We start from the raw sequence: 19098 nt of genomic DNA on the forward strand, positions 1-19098 counted from the left end.
GTGCGCCCCGACGGGCACGACACCGCGTCGACGAAAATCGTCATCGCGGGCGGCTTCGGTGCGGGCAAGACGACCTTTGTGGGTGCGGTGTCGGAGATCATGCCGCTGCGCACCGAGGCGATGGTCACCGACGCCTCGGCCGGTCTCGACATGATCGAGGCGACCCCCGACAAGCGGACCACCACCGTCGCGATGGATTTCGGCCGCCTCACCCTGGCCGACGACCTGGTGCTCTACCTGTTCGGCACGCCGGGCCAGCGCCGGTTCTGGTTCATGTGGGACGACCTGGTGCGCGGCGCGATCGGGGCGATCGTGCTGGTCGATCTGCGGCGCCTGCAGGACAGCTTCGCCGCCGTGGACTTCTTCGAACACCGCCGGTTGCCGTTCCTGGTTGCCGTGAACCAATTCGACGGCGCGCCAAGGTATCCGGTCGAAGAGGTGCGCAAGGCGCTGACCCTGCCCGACTACATTCCGGTGATCAGCGTCGATGCCCGCGACCGGCGCTCGGCCACCGACGCGCTGATCGCGGTGAGCGAGTACGCGCTGGCCAGCCTGAGCAACTGAGTTGCCGGAATGGACTGACCGGGAATTCACCGGCGAGGATTTCCGCGACTGCGATCTGAATCGGCTGCAGACCGAACGCGTGGTGTTCACCGAGTGCGATTTCAGCGGCGTCGACCTGGCCGAATCGCAACACCGCGGGTCGGCCTTCCGCAACTGCACTTTCACCCGAACCACGTTGTGGCACAGCACATTTGCCGGTTGCAGCATGTTGGGCTCGGTGTTCTCGCAGTGCCGGCTGCGGCCCGTGACGTTCGACGAGGTCGATTTCACGCTGGCCGTGCTCGGCGGCAACGACCTGCGCGGGGTGGATCTGAGCGGGTGCCGGTTGCGCGAGACCAGCCTGGTGCAGACCGACCTGCGCAAGGCCGTGCTGCGGGGCGCGGATCTGCGCGGCGCGCGGACGATCGGCACCCGGCTGGACGAGGCCGACCTGCGCGGCGCTGCCGTCGACCCGTCGCTGTGGACGACGGCGTCGCTGACCGGCGCGCGCGTGGACGTGCCGCAGGCGATGGCATTCGCGCTGGCCCACGGGTTGCGATTGGACGGGAGTTCAGACGAGGTCCGCCCTGGATCGCGGTAGGGGCCGCGCGAGTGACATTCGCGGTTCGATTGGGTACGTGATTGAGTAATCACCGTCACGCGGCAGATCGCGACTACACAGGAATGTTGGCCGCACAACAATTCAAGGCTAGCGCAGGTAATTCATCGGGGAGCAATAAATGAGTTCGGTCCGAATACTACTGGTAATCAGCATAACCGCATTAATCACATCACTTATTCTGGGGTTCTCGTCAATTTCGCTCGCGCCGTCGAGGGGGGTTAGTTGCGGGTCCGCATTCGGCGGGGGCACTGGCACGCTGAACACTGATGTGGAGGTGAGTTGTGCTCCAATTCTGGCCGAGCGGGACAGTTGGGCTACCACCCTGTTTTTTCTCGGTATCGGAATGGCGATTAGTGCTGTTCTCGTTGCCGCGGGCCCCCGACTGATGGCAATCCGCACGCCATCCCTACCGGCGCCTAAGCCGACTCAACCGCCCGGCTATCCGCAAGCCTGGCCGCCCGGACCGCCGACATCGCAGCCGCCACCTTTTCCTCCCGGCGGCGGATATCGCACCTCCTAGGTAAATCACATCTAATTACATCGCTTTTATCGCGAATTCGCTTTGGGCCAGCGCGTGCCATGTATGAACGCCCATTATTGGTGTGCATATCACCGCTTCAGCCCGATCCGCCACCCACGAGTCCCCGGAATAGACCGGCACTCCGAACTAGCGCCGTTTGAGCCGGATCCTCCACCACACGATGAAGCTGTAGATGATGCACAGCACTGCCAGCATGCCCATGTCGAACAGCCACGCGCTCGCGGTGTGGTTCCAGTGCTGATCCTTGGGATCGGTCGGCCCCGGCGTGAGCCGGTGCGTGTCGATCGTCGACGACGCCGCCGCGTAACCCCACCGCGCCGGGGTGGCCCAGGACAACTGGTCCAGGCCGGTGCGGTTGGTCACCCAGATCATGCCGCCGGAGAACACCAGCTGCGACATGATCGCGGTCACCAGCAGGGGCATGATCTGATCCTGCGACTTGGCGATCGCCGAGAGCGCCATGCCGAGAATCGCCGAGGTCACACAGGTCGCCGCGACCGTGACGAACAGCTCGAAGCGCACGTCGCCCAGCAGCACAGCATCCGAGAGCGGCTTGCCCCAGCCGACCACCGCGATGGTGGTGGCGATGGCGGCCTGCATGGTCGCGAACGCGCAGAACACCACGATCTTGGCGGCCAGATACGCCCCGGTGGACAGGCCGACGGCCTGCTCGCGTTTGAAGATGGGACGCTCGCCGACCAAGTCGCGGATGGTCAGCGCGGTCCCCATGAACACCGCGCCGACGTTGAGCATCACCAAAATCTGTCCGGGCTGGTTCGGTGCGCTGCTGAGCGGATCGGCCATCCCGAACCCGGTCTTGCCGCGCACCGTCAGGGTCAGCACACCGATGAGGAAGGGCAACAGCGCCAGGAACACCGTGTAGCCGCGGTCGGAGATGACCAGCCGGACCTGGCGCCTGGCGATGGTGGAGAACTGTCGGAACCCGCTGTTGTGCACCGGTTCGCCCAGGTCGGCCGCCGGACTGGCTTCCGACGGGCGTTCGGGCTGCCGGTGGCCTTCCCGGAAGCGACGGTTGGCCTCGTCGGGATCGGCGCCCACCTTGGTGAAGATGTCGGCCCAGTTGGTGGTGCCCATCGCCGCGCCGATCTGGTCGGGCGGCCCCAGGAACGCGGTCTTGCCGCCGGGGGCGAGCAGCAGGATCTGGTCACAGACGTCGAGGTAGGACACCGAGTGGGTGACCACCAGCACCACGCGGCCGGCGTCGGCGAGCTGGCGCAGCATCATCATCACCTGCCGGTCCAGGGCCGGGTCCAGACCGGAGGTCGGCTCGTCGAGGATCAGCAGCGACGGGCCGGTGAGCAGCTCCAGGGCCACCGACGCACGCTTGCGCTGACCGCCGGAGAGCTTGTCCACCCGGGTGTCGGCGTGCTTGGTCAGCTCGAGTTCCTCGAGGACTTGGGCCACCACCTGCGCGCGGTCCGCCTTGCTGGTGTCGGGCGGCAGCCGCAGTTCGGCGGCGTAGCCCAGCGCCTGGTTCACGGTCAGCTGGCGGTGCACGACGTCGTCCTGGGGCACCATGCCGACCCGGCTGCGCAACGAGGCGTACTCGGCGTGGATGTCGTGGCCCTCGAAGGTCACGTTGCCGGTGCTGGGGCTGGTGTATCCGGCGATCAGCCGCGACAGCGTGGACTTGCCGGCACCGGATCCGCCGATGATCGCGGTCAGGGTGCCCGGGCGCGCGGTCAGCGAGATGTGGTCGAGCAGCTGCTTTCCACCCTCGACGGTGAACGTGACCGAGTTGACCTCCAGCCCGCCGGTGCGGGTGGCCGCCGCGGTGCGCCGCACCAGCGTGCCGCCGGTGAACACCAGGTCGACGTTGCCGATGGTGACCAGGTCACCTTCGGAAAGGATCGCCGAGCCCACCCGGACACCGTTGACGAAGGTGCCGTTGACGCTGTTGTTGTCGCGGATCTCCGCACCCAGCGGCGTCAGCTGCAGCGAGGCGTGGTGTCGCGAGGCCAGCACGTCCTGGATGACGATGTCGTTGTCGGTGGACCGCCCGAGCGTGACCGAGCCGACCGGGATCTCCTGCGACCCGGTCCGGGTCAGCAGCGCCTGGAACATCTTGGTGGCGATGTTGCCGCCTTCGGGTGGCTTGGCGCCGACCGGCGGCCCGGGCCGCGGCGGTGCCGGCCGCGCGGGCGGGGGTGGCGGCTGCGGATAGTTCGGCGGCGGCGGTCCACTCACCGGGTAGCCGGGTGGCGCCCAGCCCGGCGTGGCGCTGCTCGGGTACATGGGTTGCCCCGGTGGCGCGGCAGGTGGGCCGGAAATCGGTCGAGACGGGGGTGGGCCGGCGTAGTTGGCCTGCCGCCCGCTCGGCGGTGGTCCCTGCGGTCCGGACGGTCCCAGCGGTCCGGACGGGCCGGGCGGTCCGGGGGGTGCCGGCGCCGGCCAAGCGCCCGACGGCCCCGCCCCGACCGACAGCCGCATCGCCTCGGTCTGCGGCGGGCGCCCCGCTCTGCCCTGATGGCGGCCCACCTCGAAGGTCAGTAGCGGCCCGTCGGGATTGCCGATGTTGACGCTCTGGCCGTCGCGGATGTCGACGACCGGCACCCGGCGACCGTTGGCGTAGGTGCCGTTGAGGGAATTGTTGTCGATGGCCAGCCAGCGGCCCTGCTCGAAGCGCAGCAGTAGATGAGCGCGCGAAATCAGCGGATGAGTGATGCGCATGTCGGCGCGCAGGTCGCGCCCCACCACCACATCATGGCCCGGAGCGAACGTGCGCTCCGACCCGTCGTAGCGAACGGTCAGCGCAGGCGGCGCGGGCGGAGACATCGCAGACAACTGTAGCCGTTGGCCCTGGGTTCACCGCTTGTCAGGCGCGCCGGTCACCACGCAGTGCGTGCGACTGTAAATGGTGGGCATGCACTGGTTACAGTGCGTGCACGCCGACCGCACCTGCGCACCGTCGGCTTTGATCCGGTTGATCAGGTCCGGCTCGGCCAGCAGCGCGCGGGCCATCGCGACGAACTCGAATCCCTCGGCCATCGCCAGATCCATCGTCTCGCGATTGGTGATGCCGCCCAGCAGGATCAGCGGCAGCTTGAGTTCGGCGCGGAACAGCTTGGCTTCGCGCAGCAGATAGGCCTCGCGATAAGGGTATTCGCGCAGGAACTTCTTGCCGGTCATGCGCATGCCCCAGCGCAGCGGCGGCTTAAAGGCGCCGGCGAACTGCTTGATCGGCGCGTCGCCGCGGAACAGGTACATCGGATTGACCAGCGAGCTGCCGGCGGTGAGTTCGATGGCGTCCAGGCCGCCGTCCTCCTCCAGCCATTTGGCGGTGATCAGCGATTCCTCGGTGGTGATGCCGGCGCGCACCCCGTCGGCCATGTTCAGCTTGGCCGTGACCGCGATCTGGCGCGGGCCCTGGTCGACGGCGCGGCGCACCGCCATCACCAGCCCGCGGGCCACCTTGGCCCGGTTGGCCAGCGACCCGCCGAACTCGTCGTCGCGCCGGTTGATCAGCGGCGAGAGGAACGAACTGGCCAGATAGTTGTGGCCCAGGTGGATCTCGACCGCGTCGAAGCCGGCCTCCACCGCGAATCGGGCGGCCTGCGCATGGTCGGCCAGCACGTCGTCGATGTCGTCGCGGTCGGCCTTGCGGGCGAACCGCATGCCGATCGGGTTGAACAACCGCACCGGTGCCAGCGCGGTGGCTTTGTTGGAGCGGGCGTCGGCCACCGGTCCCGCGTGACCGATCTGGGCGCTCACCGCCACGCCCTCGGCGTGGATGGCGTCGGTGAGCCGGCGCAGTCCGGGCACCGCCTCCGGGCGCATCCACAACCCGTCGCCGCCGGTGCGGCCGCCGGGGGAGACCGCGCAGTAGGCGACGGTGGTCATGCCGACTCCGCCGGCCGCCGGCTGGCGGTGGTACTCGATCAGGTCGTCGGACACCAGTGCGTTGGGCGTGCGGTGCTCGAATGTCGCGGCCTTGATGACGCGGTTGCGCAGGGTCAGCGGGCCGAGTTTGGCCGGGCTGAAAACATCTGGCGGGCCTGGGCTGAGACTTGCCATATCGGGAGCCTACTTCGCCGTCATGCCAGACTGTCTGGCGTGGGAGCAATCACGCTGGACGGCAAGGCCACCCGGGACGAGATCTTCGTCGACCTGACCAAACGTGTGGCGGCGCTGACCGAATCGGGCCGTACCCCCGGGTTGGGCACCATCCTGGTCGGCGACGACCCCGGCTCGCAGGCGTACGTCCGCGGCAAGCACGCCGACTGCGCCAAGGTGGGCATCACTTCGATCCGCCGCGACCTGCCCGCCGACATCGACACCGCCACCCTCAACGCCGCCATCGACGAGCTCAACGCCAACCCCGAGTGCACCGGCTACATCGTGCAGTTGCCGCTGCCCAAGCAGCTCGACGAGAACGCGGCGCTGCAGCGCGTCGACCCGGACAAGGACGCCGACGGGCTGCACCCCACCAACCTGGGCCGGCTGGTGCTCAACGATCCGGCTCCGCTGCCGTGCACGCCGCGCGGCATCGTGCACCTGCTGCGCCGCTACGACGTGCCGATCGCCGGCGCGCACGTGGTGGTCATCGGCCGCGGCGTCACCGTAGGCCGGCCGCTGGGTCTGCTGCTCACCCGGCGCTCGGAGAATGCCACAGTTACGTTGTGCCACACCGGGACTCGTGATCTGCCCGCGCTGACCAGACAGGCCGACATCATCGTGGCCGCGGTTGGGGTGCCGCACCTGCTGACCGCGGACATGGTGCGCCCCGGCGCGGCCGTCGTCGACGTCGGCGTCAGCCGGGTGGACGGCAAGCTCACCGGCGACGTGCACCCCGACGTCTGGCAGGTCGCCGGTCACGTGTCACCCAACCCCGGCGGCGTGGGTCCGCTGACCCGCGCCTTCCTGCTCACCAACGTCGTCGAGCGAGCCGAGCAGCGATGACCACCGGGGCCATCCTGGGGCGCGCGGTCCGTGCCCAATGGCCGATCCTGCTCGTCGGGCTGATCTTCCTGGTGGCGTTCGTGCTGGCCGGGGCCAACTTCTGGCGTCGCGGCGCGCTGCTGATCGGCATCGGGGTAGGGGTAGCCGCGGTGCTGCGGCTCGCCCTGCCCGACGAGCGGGCCGGTCTGTTGGTGGTGCGCAGCCGGGGAACCGACTTTTTGACCACGTTGTCGGTCGGGGCGGCGATGGTCTACGTCGCGTGGACCATCGACCCCCTCGGCACCGGGTAACTCGGCGCTAGTGCGGAAGTCCCGGGATGGACTGCATACCCGGGATGGACTGCATTCCCGGGATCTGTTGCAGGGCCCCCGGCATCTGGCCGCTGGCGACGTCGGCCATCACCGACGGGCAGTACATCTGGATCGCGATGGTGGCGAACATACTGGCCATCTGCGGCGACATGCCGTTGCTGCCGCGAATCTGCGAAGCGGCGGCGGCGAGGTTGCCGCCCGGCTTGGCGAGCATGGGGCACACCGACTGGCCCAGTGCCACCGCGCTGCCCGGGTCGCCGTAATTGATGCCGGCGTTGGACAGCGCACTGGTGAACGCGTCGTCGATCGGGCTCGCCTCGGCGGGGGCACTGGTGAAAGCCGCAACCGCCGCGAGCACCCCCGCGCCTCCCGCGAGCAGCCGGATGGTCAACGGTTGATGGCGCCATCGGTTCATGTGAGCTCCCTCTTCAGGTTTTTGGAGAGCACCAAGGTCCGGTGGCACTCAAACGACGCTACGAACCTTTCTCCGCCGCGGTCTCATTCAGGACACGATGGCGTAAAGGTTTGGCCCGCCTTGCGTTTTGTCGGGTGTCGGTCGTGCCGCCATCGAGTACCGGGGTCGCGGCCCAACGACACGATCGCATCACGCTGCCTGGCGACACGTTGCACGACAACTTGTTTGGCGGCCGGGGCGGTTAACAATGCGACCCATGATCTCTCGTCAGGCCTTCCTGCGCGGTGCCGCCGGAGCGCTGGCCACCTCGGCGCTGTTCGGGACGACGAAGGTACGGGCTGAGCCGGCCGGCGGCTGGAGCACGCTGGCGTCCTCGATCAGCGGCAAGGTGCTGCTGCCGTCCGACGCGAACTTCGCCACCGGTAAGCAGGTGTTCAACTCGCTGTATAACGGGTCCAGTCCGGCCGCGGTGGTAGTGGTGACCTCGCCGGCAGACGTCCAGAAGGCGGTCGCGTTCGCCGTGGCCAACAAGCTCAAGATCGCGCCGCGCGGCGGCGGGCATTCCTACGTCGGCGCGTCGAGCGCCAACGGCACCCTGGTGCTCGATCTGCGCGGCCTGACCGGTGGGGTGAACGTCGATCCCGTCGCGGGCACCGTCACGGTTCCGGCCGGCACGAATCTGTATGCGGTACAACAGGCTTTGGCCGGCGCGGGCCGCGCCATCCCCACCGGCAGTTGCCCGACGGTGGGCGCGGTCGGGCTGACGCTGGGCGGCGGGATGGGGCCGACTCCCGCCACGCCGGTCTGGCTTGTGACGTGCTGCGGTCGGCGACGGTGGTGCTGCCCAGCGGAGAACTCGTCACCGCTTCCGAACAGGACCATCCCGATCTGTTCTGGGCGTTGCGCGGCGGCGGGGGCGGCAACTTCGGGGTCACGACGTCGTTGACGTTCAACACCTTTCCCACCGCCGACTCCGACGTGGTGCGCGTCGATTTCGCACCCACGGCAGGCGCGCAGGTGCTCACCGGTTGGCAGTCCTGGCTCGCCGGAGCCGACCGCAACACTTGGGGCCTGGTCGACCTGTCCGTCAACGGATCCCAGGGCGCCTGCCATGTGCTGGCCACCTGCCCGGCCGGCTCTGGCGCCGCGGTGGCCGACGCGATCAAGTCCGCGGTCGGTGTGGCGCCGACGGCGACCGAGCACAAGACCCTGAGCCGCATGGAGCTGGTGACCTATCTGGCGGGCGGCAGCTCCACGAGTTCCCCGCGCGCGTTCGTAGCCGGGTCCGATGTCATCGGCACCATGAATTCGGCTGCGGCACAAGCGATTGTCGGGGCCATCGGCAAGTGGCCGCCGGAGGGCGGGCGCGCCTCGGTGATCGTCGACACGCTCAGCGGCGCGGTCGGTGACGTCGATTCGGCCGGCACTGCGTTCCCGTGGCGCCAGTCCGCGGCCGTCGCGCAGTGGTACGTGGAGACCGGCAGCGGGTCCACCTCCACGGCGAGCACCTGGGTGGCCACCGCGCATCAAACGGTCAAGCAGTACTCGGTGGGCGGCTACGTCAACTACCTGGAGGCCAACACTTCGGCGTCGCGGTACTTCGGGTCGAACCTGGCGCGGCTGACCTCGGTGCGCCAGCAGTTGGACCCTGGTCGGGTGATGTTCTCCGGGCTCGATTTCTGAATTTCCGCGCAGAATGCACTGTCGACACGGTTGGGCGCCAACGAGAGGGAACCCGTGACGATGACCGACATCAGCCCATTGCACCGCGCGCTTGTCGCCCGAATCCGGGACAACGATGCGACGGCGCCGCGCCGTCTGCGCCGCGCCGCATTCGACAACGCGGACCTCGACGAACCCGTGCGCACCCTGGTCGAGAAGGTGGCGCTCCGCTCCCACCAGGTGACCGACGAGGACGTCGCGGCGGTGCGCGCCAGCGGACTAACTGAGGACCAGATTTTCGAGATCGTGGTCTGCGCCGCCGTCGGGCAGGCAAGCCGCCAGTACGACAACGCGCTCGCCGCCCTTGCCGAGGCGGCGGGGCTATGAGGCTCGGGATCCTGGACCGCGGCCACCGGTTGCCGACGAAGGCGCTGTTCACCGTGATCGGGCTGGTCTCCGGTCACCCGGTGGTCGACGCGGTCAAGTTGGCCTTCTACCGCCGCGAGTTCTTCGGGGCCGGAGCGCTGACCCACGAGGCTATGCGCGGCCCTTCGGAGTGGTCGGTCGGTGAGCGCGAACTGATGGCGGCCTACGTCTCCCAGGTCAACACGTGCCCGTTCTGCGTCGCCGCGCACTCGGCCACCTCGGGCCAGTGGTATGCCGACCCGGCGAAGGTTGCCGCAACCCTTACCGATGTGGCGGCCGCGCCCATCGGGGAACAGCTGCGAGCGACGCTGCTGCTGCTCGGCAAACTCGCCGGCGAGCATCGTATCGACCCTGACGATATCCGGGCCGTACTGGCCAAAGGTGTTTCCGCGCAACAGATCCGCGATGCCCTGGCGGTCGCGTTGGCCTTCGACATCACCAACCGGCTGGCCAACGCGTTCGACTTCGCCGTCGCCGGTTCCGACGCGATGAGTGCCGGCGCAAAGCACCTGCTGAAACGCGGCTATCGGTGACGCTCAGGCCGGCGGACGGGAAGAGGCTGCGGAGTTGAGATCCGATAGCGGTGCACGTCGGTCCGGCACGGACAGATGCTGAGCTCCTCAGGTCATAAGCAGCAGGGCAGAAGTCAGCAGCATGACGGCGGCGGTGAGGCCGTGGATTCCCAGTGCGATCGACTTACGGCCACCGTTGCCTAGCACAATGATCGCGTCGGCGATCGGAATGATCGTGGCGGCCAGCACTACGCAGCCGAGCAGTTGGGTTGCGCCGGCGGCCATCAGGATCAATACGACTACCCCGGATGCGATGTCGCGGACACCCTTGACGCTCAGGTAGGCCCTGGCCGATCGCCGGCCGAGATCTGGTTGCACACCGTAGCCGGCGGCGGCGGCCCCCGGCGCGACGATGAATCGTGCACCGATGAAGATGATGCCGCCGGCAATCAGTCCGGCGAGGGCATAGGCCACGGTAACGGTCATGTGCTCAGCACCACGCACAGTGCAGCGACGGCCAGACCCTGCAGCACTGCGCGGGCGCCGATGATTCGATCCCACTTCGCTTGCAACACACGCCCGTTCGGCAGTGCTTGCCCGGCGTCGGCCGCCTCGGTCAATTGACGGTTGATGGGTGCGCTCACCCGGGCGTAGAGCAGGAGCCAGATCGACAGTATGAGCACGGCGGCGCCCGCCGCGATCGCCTGCGTCCAATGTCTGGTTGCCGCCGCCAGCGCCGCACTCGCCATGGCGGCGACAAAGCCCAGCACCCCGGGCACCGGCATGCGCCGGTCGCCGTAACGGTGCACGCTTCCCATCACCGCGACCAAGGCTTTGTCGTCGACCGAGGACAAAGCCGGTCGCATCACGACCGCACAGAAGACGTCGGTGCCGTAGACCACCGCAGTGCCCAGTAGCGCGACCAGCGCGGCGATTCGGCCGAGTTCGATGGCCATCCGTGACTCCTTTCGGTCCCTTTCGCTAGCAACGCTAACCCTGGCGGTGGATTGACGCAATAGCGGCGCTAGTAATGCTAGCGATGCTAAAGTCAACTATGGTCAATTCAGATCGGCGCGAACGCGAGCGGGCCGCCCGCCGACAGCTGATCATCGGCACCGCCCGCAAGTTGGCCGAAACCGAGGGCTGGGATGCCGTCACCACACGGCGGTTGTCCACCGAGATCGAGTACAGCCAACCCGTGCTGTACAAGCACTTTGCCGGCATGGAGCGAATCGCTGAGGCGGTTGCGCTCGACGGCTTCGCCGAACTCGCCGCGGTGTGTGCCGCCGCAGGCTCAGGCGGTGGTAGCGGCAGCGAAGCTTTGACGCGAATTGCCCGCGCCTATCTGGATTTCGCCCGCGACAACCCGGCCGTGTACGACGCCATGTTCACCCGCGCCACCACTCTGCGTTTCGCCGCGGACGACACGCCACCTCAGCTGGAGGCGGCTTTCGCCGGGCTCCGTCAAGCGGTGAGCGCGGCGGCCAACCATAGCGACGCCGACACTGCGGCCGAAGTATTCTGGGCGGCGCTGCACGGACTCGTCACCCTCAACCGGACCGGACGGCTACGCGCGGGATTCGACTCGGAACGTCTTGCACTGCTCGTCGAACAGTTCACCGGTGGCTGACGGGATCAGGACAACGTCGCCCGTACGCAGACCGTCACGTACGGCAGCGCCAATCCGGCGGAGTTCGCCAGCGCCGGGTGGGTGGCCAGCAGTTCGCGGACCCGGTCCAGCGTCTTGGCGCGCACCTCGGTCGGTGAGGTGATGCAGTAGGTGCGTGACGCTACCAGATCGATAAGCGCTTGCGGCGTAAGGTAATTCGTCCACTCCACCTGATGGCGCTCCAGGTCGGTGAACGGCTCGGGCAGGGTCACCAGGTTGTTCACCGGGTCGGCGTCCCGCCCGATGATGTCGCCCAGCTCGCGTACCCAGCCCAGCCGCTCGTCGCGGGTGTTCCACACCAGGCCCAGCCGCCCGCCGGGCCGTAACACCCGCGCCACCTCCGGCACCGCACGGGTCGGGTCGACCCAGTGCCACGCTTGGGCGACCAGCACCGCATCGACGCTGTTGTCCTGCAACGGAATCTCTTCCGCGGTACCCAGCAGGGCCACCGTCTTGGGCAGCGAAGACCTGAGCACCTCGAGCATCTCCGGCACCGGGTCCACGGCCACCACGTCCAGGCCGCGTTCGACCAGGCGGGTGGTCAGCTTGCCCGTCCCCGCACCCAGGTCGAGCACCTTGCGCGCCCCGGCCGGCAGCAACCAGTCGATCGCCTCGGGCGGGTAGGTCGGGCGGCCCCGCTCGTAGGCGGCGGCCGCCGAACCGAACGACAGCGAGCGATCATGCCGGGAGCGGGTCACCGCGGACACTCGCCGTCAGCCAAAGCCAGTGTCTCGCGGATCAATTCACCAACGGCTTCGGTCTCGACCAGGAACCCGTCGTGCCCGCAGACCGAACTGACCACCCGCACGTCGTCGCAACCGGGCAGCAGTTCGGCTAGCTCGTCCTGCAGCCGCAGCGGATAGAGCCGGTCGGAGGTGATGCCGCCGACCACCACCGGAACCGGGCAGCTGGTCAATGCCGCGTGTACCCCGCCGCGTCCGCGCCCGACGTCGTGGCTGTTGAGCGATTCGGTCAGGATCACATAGCTGCCGGCGTCGAACCGGGACACCAGCTTCTCGCCCTGATGCTCCAGATAACTCTGCACGGCGTACCGACCGCCGGCGGCCGGGTCTTCATCGGCCTGAGCTTTGTTGGCGAAGCGGGTGTCCAGTTCGAGTTCGCCCCGGTAGGTCAGATGGGCGATCCGGCGGGCGAGCTTCAGGCCGTCGTCGGGCCCGCGGCCGGATTCGTGGTAGTCGCCGCCCTGCCAGTTCGGGTCGGCCTTGATGGCCGCGATCTGGGTGGTCTGCGTGCCGAGCTGGTCGCCGGTCGCGCGGGCACCGACCGCCAGCAGCAGCCCGGCCCGCACCCGGTCGGGGTGACCGACGATCCATTCCAACGCCCGGGCTCCGCCCATGGACCCGCCAACGACGGCGGCCACTTCGGTTATTCCCAGAGCCTCCAGCGCGGCGATGTCAGCTTCCACCTGGTCGCGAATGGTGATCAGCGGAAACCTTGAGCCGTAAGGCTTTCCGTCGCGGGCCAGCGAACTCGGGCCGGTCGAACCGCGGCAGCCGCCCAGCACATTGGTGGACACCGCGCACCAGCGGTCGGTGTCGATGGGCGCGCCCGGTCCGACCACGCCGTCCCACCACCCGGGGGTGGGATGCCCGGCCCCGGCCGGGCCGGTGACGTGCGAATCACCGGTCAGTGCATGCAGCACCATCACCACGTTGTCGCGCGTGGGGGACAACTCGCCCCAGCGCTGCACGGCGATGTGGACGTCGTCGATGACCGCGCCGCTCTCCAGCTGCAGCGAGCCGATGTCGACGACACCGATCTCGCCTTCGGCGGGCAACGTCTGGGTGGGTACGTCGGAGATCGTCATGTCATTTCTCTCGCGCGTCCTCAGAATGCCGCCACGGTCTGCGGGTCGCTGCCGTTGGCCGCGTATACCCCGGCTGCGGCGAAACCAAGCTCCAGGTCGGCCAGGATGTCGTCGATGCCTTCGATGCCCACGGCTAACCGCACCAGGCCGGGGGTGACGCCGGTGGCCAACTGCTCGGCGGGGCTGAGCTGGGCGTGGGTGGTGGACGCCGGGTGGATCACCAGCGAGCGCACGTCACCGATGTTGGCGACGTGACTGTGCAACCGCAGCGCGTCGACGAACGCTTTGCCGGCCTCGACACCGCCGGCCAGCTCGAAGGCCAGTACCGCACCAGTTCCCTTGGGCGCCAACTTCTTTGCCCGCTCGTGCCAGGGCGAACCGGGCAGTCCGGCATAGTTGACCGACAGCACGTCGTCGCGGGCAGCCAGGAACTCCGCGACCCGCTGCGCATTGGCGACGTGCCGCTCCATCCGCAGGCTCAGCGTCTCCAGGCCCTGAGCCACCAGGAACGCGTTGAACGGTGAGGCCGCCGAACCGAGGTCACGCAGCAACTGCACCCGGGCCTTGAGCGCGAACGCCGGCGGCCCCAGTTCGGCGTAGACCACGCCGTGGTAGCTGGGGTCGGGCGCGGTGAAGCCGGGGAAGCGGCCCTGGGTCCAGTCGAAGGCGCCGCCGTCGACGATCACACCGGCGATCGCGGAGCCGTGCCCGCCCAGATACTTGGTCGCCGAGTGGACCACCACGTCGGCGCCGTGGGCCAGCGGCTGGATCAGGTAGGGAGTGGCGATGGTGTTGTCGACGATCAACGGCACCCCGTTGCGGTGCGCCACCTCGGCTACCCCGGGGATGTCCAGGATGTCGATCTGCGGGTTGGAGATGGTCTCGCCGAAGAACGCCTTGGTGTTGGGTCGCACGGCCTGCTGCCAGGAGTCCAGATTGTCCGGGTCGTCGACGAAGCTGACCTCGATGCCGAGCTTGGCCAGCGAGTAGTGGAACAGGTTGTAGGTGCCGCCGTAGAGCCGGGGACTGGACACGATGTGATCACCGGCGCCGGCCAGGTTCAGGATGGCAAACGTCTCGGCGGCCTGCCCGGAGGACAGGAACAGCGCGGCCACCCCGCCCTCGAGGGCGGCGATGCGCTGCTCGACGACGTCGGTGGTCGGGTTGCCGATGCGGGTGTAGATGTTGCCCGGCTCGGCCAGCCCGAACAGGGCGGCGGCGTGCGCGACACTGTTGAAGGTGTAGGACGTGGTCTGGTAGATCGGCAGCGCGCGGGCGTTGGTGGTCGGGTCCGGGTGCTGGCCGGCGTGGATCTGCTTGGTTTCGAACGACCAGTTCGCCGTCGGGTCGGCGGCTGCGGTGCTGTCGTTGGTCACGAGAATCTTCCCCTGTCTGGCTCAGGGGCCCGTTCATGGCGGACCCGCGCTTGCCGGATAGCCGGTTGGGCTACTCAACCTGGTCATCACCCGGGGCACCCCACCGCGGTTGGAGGGTTGCCGGCCAGCAAGCCGGGGCTTGACGCTGGCGCTCATGACCGAAAAGAAGCGTATCGCATGGCGGCGCCGCGCTGCCAATTGCGCAGCAACCGCGGGGTGTGTGTCCAGCTGCCCTGGTCAGGCAGTGGCTGGCGGCTCGACCTGTCGCGCCGACGACACGCACTCGTCGATGAATTGGGTGATCACCTCGGTGACCCGGCCCGGCGCCTCGAACATCGGCACATGCCCGACGTTTTCCAGCACGGTGAAGAGGTGGTCGTCGGGCAGGTGTTCGCGGAAGTGCTTGCTGAACCTGGGGGAGGGGACGATGCGGTCCTTGGTGCAGATCACCAGGTGCGCCGGGACGGCGTTCTCGGCGAGTTCCTCCAGGCCCGGCATCAGCAGCGCCTTGAGCAGCAGCTGGAAGTAGGCGGGGCAGTGCGCGACGTCGTCGATGATGGTGCTCAGTTCGCGTTCGCTGACCCCGTCAGGGGAGGCGCTGATCGCGTAGGTGGCCAGCGGCCGGCTGAACGGGACGCGCAGCACCCGCGGGCCGAGCAGCCAGGCGAACACCAGTAGCGGGATGCCCAGGATGAACTTGGCAATCACCTCGAACTTGGCCGGGCTCCATCGTGTCCACCCGCCGGCCGGGGCGATTCCGGTGACGCTGCGGGCGCGGCCGCGTCGTTCCAGCTCGAACGCGACCCAGCCGCCCAGCGAGTTGCCGACGATGTGCGCGGTGTCCCAGCCCAGTTCGTCCATCTGACGTTCGACGTGATCGGCCAGCACCTGCGAGGACAGGAACCAGGTGCCGGCGCGGGGGCCGCCGTTGTGGCTGGCCATGGTGGGCGCGAACACCTCGTAACGGCCGGTGTCGGCCAGTTGCTGGGCGACCACTTCCCATACCGTCTGAGACATCAGGAACGGGTGCAGCAGCAGGACGGGTTCGGCCGAACCATCGGTGGGGCCCAGGTGAATCGGGGTACGAATAGCTGAAGCTTGGCGTCCCATAAATCGACAGTAAATGCGGTACCGCCGGTACCGCAACCTGGGTTGGGCCCGCCGAGCGTCGCGCCGTGTGGCGCCGGGCGCTGCGCTGGCGTGACGCTCGAGGTCGGCTGATGCGCTGGCGTGACGCTCGCCGAGAAGGGCTGGGCTGGGCGCGTGTGGCGCCGGGCGCTGCGCTGGCGTGACGCTCGAGGTCGGCTGATGCGCTGGCGTGACGCTCGCCGACAAGGGCTGGGTGACGCTCGCCGAGAAGGGCTGGGCAGGGCTGGGCAGGGCTGGGCAGGGCTGGGCTGGGCTCGTGAAAAGATCGACGGCATCATGAGCACCTCGACCGGATCCCGCCGGATTTTCTCGGGCGTCCAGCCCACCTCCGACTCCCTGCACCTGGGCAACGCGCTGGGCGCCGTCGCCCAGTGGGTGGCGCTGCAAGACGACCACGACGCCTTCTTCTGCGTGGTCGACCTGCACGCGATCACCATCCCGCAGGACCCTGAGGCGCTGCGGCGCCGGACGCTGATCACCGCGGCGCAGTACCTCGCGCTGGGCATCGACCCGGCCCGCGCGACGATCTTCGTGCAGAGCCACGTGCCCGCCCACAGTCAGCTGGCCTGGGTGCTGGGCTGCTTCACCGGCTTCGGTCAGGCGTCGCGGATGACGCAGTTCAAGGACAAGTCGACCAAGCAGGGCGCCGATTCGACCACCGTCGGCCTGTTCACCTACCCGGTGCTGCAGGCCGCCGACGTGCTCGCCTACGACTCCGATCTGGTGCCGGTGGGTGAGGACCAGCGCCAGCACCTGGAGCTGGCCCGCGACGTCGCGCAACGGTTCAACAGCCGCTTCCCGAACACCTTCGTGGTTCCCGACGTCCTGGTCCCCAAGGTCACTGCCAAGATCTACGACCTGCAGGACCCCACGTCGAAGATGAGCAAGTCCGCCTCCACCGACGCCGGACTGATCAGCCTGCTCGACGATCCGGCCAAGTCCGCCAAGAAGATTCGCTCCGCCGTCACCGACAGCGAACGCGAGATCCGCCACGACCCCGCGGCCAAAGCGGGGGTGTCGAACCTGCTCAGCATCCAGTCGGCGGTCACCGGCGTGGACATCGACACCCTCGTCGACGGCTACGCCGGGCGCGGTTACGGCGATTTGAAAAAGGACACCGCCGACGCCGTCGTGGCATACGTCAGCCCGATCAAGGCGCGCGTCGAGGAACTCACGGCCGATCTGGCCGAGCTGGAGGTGACCCTGGCCGCCGGCGCACAGCGGGCGAACGAGGTCGCCAGCAAAACCGTGCAGCGGGTCTACGATCGGTTAGGGTTCCTTCCGCAACGGGAATAGGTGATCCATGAACGAGGAGGCCGCGGAGGCCGAGCCGGGGATCCTCGATCGGCTGCGGAGCCGGCACGCGTGGCTCGACCACGTCATGCGCGCCTATCAACGCTTCAGTGAGCAAAATGGCGGGTTCTTCGCCGGCGGCCTGACCTACTACACGATCTTCGCGTTGTTCCCGTTGCTGATGGTCGGCTTCGCCTCGGTCGGGTACCTGCTGTCGCGCCGGCCGGGATGGCTCAAGACGATCGACGACAAGATCACCGCGTCGGTGTCCGGCCCGATGGCCAAAGAGTTGGTGGAACTGATGAATTCGGCGATCGACGCGCGGACTTCGGTGGGCATCATCGGTTTGGCCACCGCGACCTGGGCCGGCCTGGGCTGGATTTCGCATCTGCGGGCCGCGATCAGCGCGATGTGGGCGCAAACCCCGAACGGCGACGGCTACGTGCGCACCAAGCTATCCGACCTGCTGGCGATGCTCGGCACGTTCGCGGTGACCGTGCTGAGTCTGGCGCTCAGTGCGCTCGGCCACACCGGGCCGATGCGCGCGGTGCTGAGATGGCTTCACATACCTGAGTTTTCGATCTTCGACCCGATGTTCCGGGTCGCTTCCATACTGGTTTCGCTGCTGGTGACCTGGCTGCTGTTCACCTGGATGATCGCCCGGCTGCCGCGGGAGAAGGTCCGGTTGGTGACCTCGATGCGGGCCGGCCTGCTGGCGGCGGTGGCCTTCGAGTTGTTCAAGCAGGTGGCGTCGATCTACCTGCGTGTCGTGCTGCGCAGCCCCGCCGGTGCGACGTTCGGGCCGGTTTTGGGGCTGATGGTGTTCGCCAACGTGACCGCCTATCTGGTGCTGTTCGCGACGGCGTGGGCGGCCACCACGCATCCCGAAGACCCGCGCGACACGCAGATCGAGCCCCCGCCGCCCGCGGTCATCAGCCCGCGCGTGCTGGTCGACGAGGGTCTCAGCGCCCGTCAGACCGCCGCCGCGCTGGCTGCGGGCGCCGTTGGCGCGCTGACTCTTTCGAGGTTCCTGCGAAAAAAGCGCTAGTGCGGCCCCGCCAATTCGGCGCGCATCCGCGAGGCGAAGGCGGTGACGGCTTTGAGCGGTCGCATCATGACGGTGATCTCATCGATGAGCCCCGCCTCGCCGGTGTGGACGAAATCGCAGCCCCAGAGTTCCAGCCCATCTACCGTGGCGGTGAACCGGAAAGCGTGATCGGTTGTCCCGCACACAGATTCGGTTCCGGGTAGCTCCTTGACGAAATGAAAGTCGTCGAGGATCTTCGCTACCGTCCCGACGATGAGCGCGATGGCGTCGCGGCCCCGGTACGGCCGGTGCGTGATCGGGCTGTGCACCACGGCGTCTTCGGCGAAAATCTCGCCGATGGTGTCGAATCGGCCGGCTTCGACGGCTGCGCGGAAGGGGTGGGTGCTCACAGCGCCAGCCCCCGTCCCACTGCGACGAACACCGCGGCCGCGAAGATCAGCGCGGTCAGCGCGACGTTGCGCGGCTCGCGCAGATACGCGTGCGAGCCGACGGCACCGATCATCACCACGGCGAAGCCGGCAGCGGCCAGCGGGGTGAGGTATCTGTCGACACCGACCAGCCACGGCAGCAGAATTCCGACGGCGCCCAACAATTCGCAGAACGCGGTGACGCGAACCACCGGCAGCGGAAAGGGGGCCACTCCCGTTTGGCCCATGGCGATCAGTCGCTCTTTGGGCTGACTGATCTTCGCCACCCCCGATACCGCGAAGATTGCGGCAAGAGTCGCCTGCAATGTCCACAGCAGTGCATTCATTTCGACCTCCGATGTAGATAGGCGTGCAC

20 protein-coding genes, 1 pseudogene and 1 riboswitch are annotated in these 19098 nt (G+C 68.1%); of the genes and pseudogenes, 10 read left to right on the forward strand and 11 right to left on the reverse strand.

Going from position 1 to position 19098, the window contains the following annotated elements; genetic code table 11:
- Together MKCMC460_RS07170 and MKCMC460_RS07175 are read left to right on the forward strand one after the other, a co-directional pair.
- On the forward strand, positions 1–564 hold the full coding sequence (locus MKCMC460_RS07170) for an ATP/GTP-binding protein (protein WP_370653148.1): 564 nt from the start codon (positions 1–3) through the stop codon (positions 562–564).
- Position 565: 1 nt separating this feature from the next.
- A complete protein-coding gene (locus MKCMC460_RS07175) occupies positions 566–1144 on the forward strand; it encodes a pentapeptide repeat-containing protein (protein ID WP_236981287.1) in 579 nt (192 codons plus the stop codon).
- 688 nt (positions 1145–1832) lie between these two features.
- Here MKCMC460_RS07175 and MKCMC460_RS07180 read toward each other — a convergent pair.
- Positions 1833–4502 (reverse strand): FHA domain-containing protein, encoded by a 2670-nt coding sequence (locus MKCMC460_RS07180; protein WP_236981288.1) that lies wholly within the window; start codon positions 4500–4502, stop codon positions 1833–1835.
- A gap of 30 nt (positions 4503–4532) precedes the next feature.
- A complete protein-coding gene (locus tag MKCMC460_RS07185) occupies positions 4533–5741 on the reverse strand; it encodes an NADH:flavin oxidoreductase (protein WP_236981289.1) in 1209 nt (402 codons plus the stop codon).
- 39 nt (positions 5742–5780) lie between these two features.
- On the opposite strand from MKCMC460_RS07185, the gene MKCMC460_RS07190 reads away from it, so the two are divergent.
- Positions 5781–6626 carry a bifunctional methylenetetrahydrofolate dehydrogenase/methenyltetrahydrofolate cyclohydrolase gene (locus tag MKCMC460_RS07190; protein ID WP_236981290.1) on the forward strand — a complete coding sequence of 282 codons (846 nt, stop codon included), beginning with the start codon at positions 5781–5783 and terminating at the stop codon, positions 6624–6626.
- A complete protein-coding gene (locus MKCMC460_RS07195) occupies positions 6623–6916 on the forward strand; it encodes a DUF3017 domain-containing protein (RefSeq protein WP_236981291.1) in 294 nt (97 codons plus the stop codon). The genes MKCMC460_RS07190 and MKCMC460_RS07195 overlap by 4 nt, the downstream gene beginning before the upstream one ends.
- A 7-nt stretch (positions 6917–6923) precedes the next feature.
- Here MKCMC460_RS07195 and MKCMC460_RS07200 read toward each other — a convergent pair whose 3' ends face one another.
- A complete protein-coding gene (locus MKCMC460_RS07200; RefSeq protein WP_236981292.1) occupies positions 6924–7352 on the reverse strand; it encodes a DUF732 domain-containing protein in 429 nt (142 codons plus the stop codon).
- Positions 7353–7599: 247 nt separating this feature from the next.
- Between MKCMC460_RS07200 and MKCMC460_RS07205 the strand changes: the two are divergent.
- The 3 genes and pseudogenes from MKCMC460_RS07205 to MKCMC460_RS07215 all read left to right on the forward strand — a co-directional run bounded on the left by MKCMC460_RS07205 (position 7600) and on the right by MKCMC460_RS07215 (position 9973).
- Positions 7600–9035 (forward strand): annotated as a pseudogene (locus MKCMC460_RS07205) (FAD-dependent oxidoreductase).
- A 60-nt stretch (positions 9036–9095) separates the two neighbouring features.
- Positions 9096–9401 carry a hypothetical protein gene (locus MKCMC460_RS07210; RefSeq protein WP_236981294.1) on the forward strand — a complete coding sequence of 102 codons (306 nt, stop codon included), beginning with the start codon at positions 9096–9098 and terminating at the stop codon, positions 9399–9401.
- The gene (locus MKCMC460_RS07215) at positions 9398–9973 is read left to right on the forward strand and encodes a carboxymuconolactone decarboxylase family protein (protein WP_236981295.1); all 576 of its coding nucleotides are present in this window, start codon (positions 9398–9400) and stop codon (positions 9971–9973) included. Before MKCMC460_RS07210 ends, MKCMC460_RS07215 begins: the two co-directional genes overlap by 4 nt.
- Before the next feature lie 87 nt (positions 9974–10060).
- Here MKCMC460_RS07215 and MKCMC460_RS07220 read toward each other — a convergent pair whose 3' ends face one another.
- Both MKCMC460_RS07220 and MKCMC460_RS07225 read right to left on the reverse strand, forming a co-directional pair.
- Positions 10061–10438, reverse strand: a complete 378-nt coding sequence (locus tag MKCMC460_RS07220) for a DUF4267 domain-containing protein (RefSeq protein ID WP_236981296.1) — start codon at positions 10436–10438, stop codon at positions 10061–10063.
- Entirely contained in the window at positions 10435–10908 is a 474-nt protein-coding gene (locus MKCMC460_RS07225; RefSeq protein WP_236981298.1) for a DUF1772 domain-containing protein, read from the reverse strand. Before MKCMC460_RS07225 ends, MKCMC460_RS07220 begins: the two co-directional genes overlap by 4 nt.
- A gap of 98 nt (positions 10909–11006) precedes the next feature.
- Here MKCMC460_RS07225 and MKCMC460_RS07230 point away from each other — a divergent pair, with 98 nt between their 5' ends.
- Complete coding sequence (locus MKCMC460_RS07230) at positions 11007–11582, forward strand: TetR/AcrR family transcriptional regulator (protein WP_236983849.1); 576 nt, start codon at positions 11007–11009, stop codon at positions 11580–11582.
- 5 nt (positions 11583–11587) lie between these two features.
- On the opposite strand, the gene MKCMC460_RS07235 is transcribed toward MKCMC460_RS07230, so the two are convergent.
- The 4 genes from MKCMC460_RS07235 to MKCMC460_RS07250 all read right to left on the reverse strand — a co-directional run bounded on the left by MKCMC460_RS07235 (position 11588) and on the right by MKCMC460_RS07250 (position 15863).
- Complete coding sequence (locus MKCMC460_RS07235) at positions 11588–12319, reverse strand: class I SAM-dependent methyltransferase (RefSeq protein WP_236983851.1); 732 nt, start codon at positions 12317–12319, stop codon at positions 11588–11590.
- Positions 12316–13449, reverse strand: coding sequence for a homoserine O-acetyltransferase (locus MKCMC460_RS07240; protein ID WP_236981299.1), 1134 nt, complete (start codon positions 13447–13449; stop codon positions 12316–12318). The genes MKCMC460_RS07235 and MKCMC460_RS07240 overlap by 4 nt, the downstream gene beginning before the upstream one ends.
- 20 nt (positions 13450–13469) lie before the next feature.
- Positions 13470–14825 carry a bifunctional o-acetylhomoserine/o-acetylserine sulfhydrylase gene (locus MKCMC460_RS07245; RefSeq protein WP_238305455.1) on the reverse strand — a complete coding sequence of 452 codons (1356 nt, stop codon included), beginning with the start codon at positions 14823–14825 and terminating at the stop codon, positions 13470–13472.
- Positions 14826–14866: 41 nt separating this feature from the next.
- Positions 14867–14985, reverse strand: a riboswitch (SAM riboswitch).
- Positions 14986–15062: 77 nt separating this feature from the next.
- A complete protein-coding gene (locus tag MKCMC460_RS07250) occupies positions 15063–15863 on the reverse strand; it encodes an alpha/beta fold hydrolase (RefSeq protein WP_236983852.1) in 801 nt (266 codons plus the stop codon).
- 387 nt (positions 15864–16250) lie between these two features.
- On the opposite strand from MKCMC460_RS07250, the gene trpS reads away from it, so the two are divergent.
- Together trpS and yhjD are read left to right on the forward strand one after the other, a co-directional pair.
- Positions 16251–17270 carry a tryptophan--tRNA ligase gene (gene trpS / locus MKCMC460_RS07255; protein ID WP_236981301.1) on the forward strand — a complete coding sequence of 340 codons (1020 nt, stop codon included), beginning with the start codon at positions 16251–16253 and terminating at the stop codon, positions 17268–17270.
- A gap of 7 nt (positions 17271–17277) precedes the next feature.
- Positions 17278–18315 carry an inner membrane protein YhjD gene (gene yhjD, locus MKCMC460_RS07260; protein ID WP_289624957.1) on the forward strand — a complete coding sequence of 346 codons (1038 nt, stop codon included), beginning with the start codon at positions 17278–17280 and terminating at the stop codon, positions 18313–18315.
- Here the strand turns inward: yhjD and MKCMC460_RS07265 are convergent.
- Positions 18312–18704 (reverse strand): nuclear transport factor 2 family protein, encoded by a 393-nt coding sequence (locus MKCMC460_RS07265; RefSeq protein WP_236981303.1) that lies wholly within the window; start codon positions 18702–18704, stop codon positions 18312–18314. The two genes, yhjD and MKCMC460_RS07265, sit on opposite strands and share 4 nt — an antisense overlap.
- Positions 18701–19069: a DoxX family protein gene (locus tag MKCMC460_RS07270; RefSeq protein ID WP_236981304.1), complete on the reverse strand. Its 369-nt coding sequence runs from the start codon at positions 19067–19069 to the stop codon at positions 18701–18703. Before MKCMC460_RS07270 ends, MKCMC460_RS07265 begins: the two co-directional genes overlap by 4 nt.
- Positions 19070–19098: the final 29 nt, after the last annotated feature.

Origin of the sequence: Mycobacterium sp. 20KCMC460, assembly GCF_022179425.1 — a bacterium.
Classification (GTDB): domain Bacteria; phylum Actinomycetota; class Actinomycetes; order Mycobacteriales; family Mycobacteriaceae; genus Mycobacterium; species Mycobacterium kiyosense.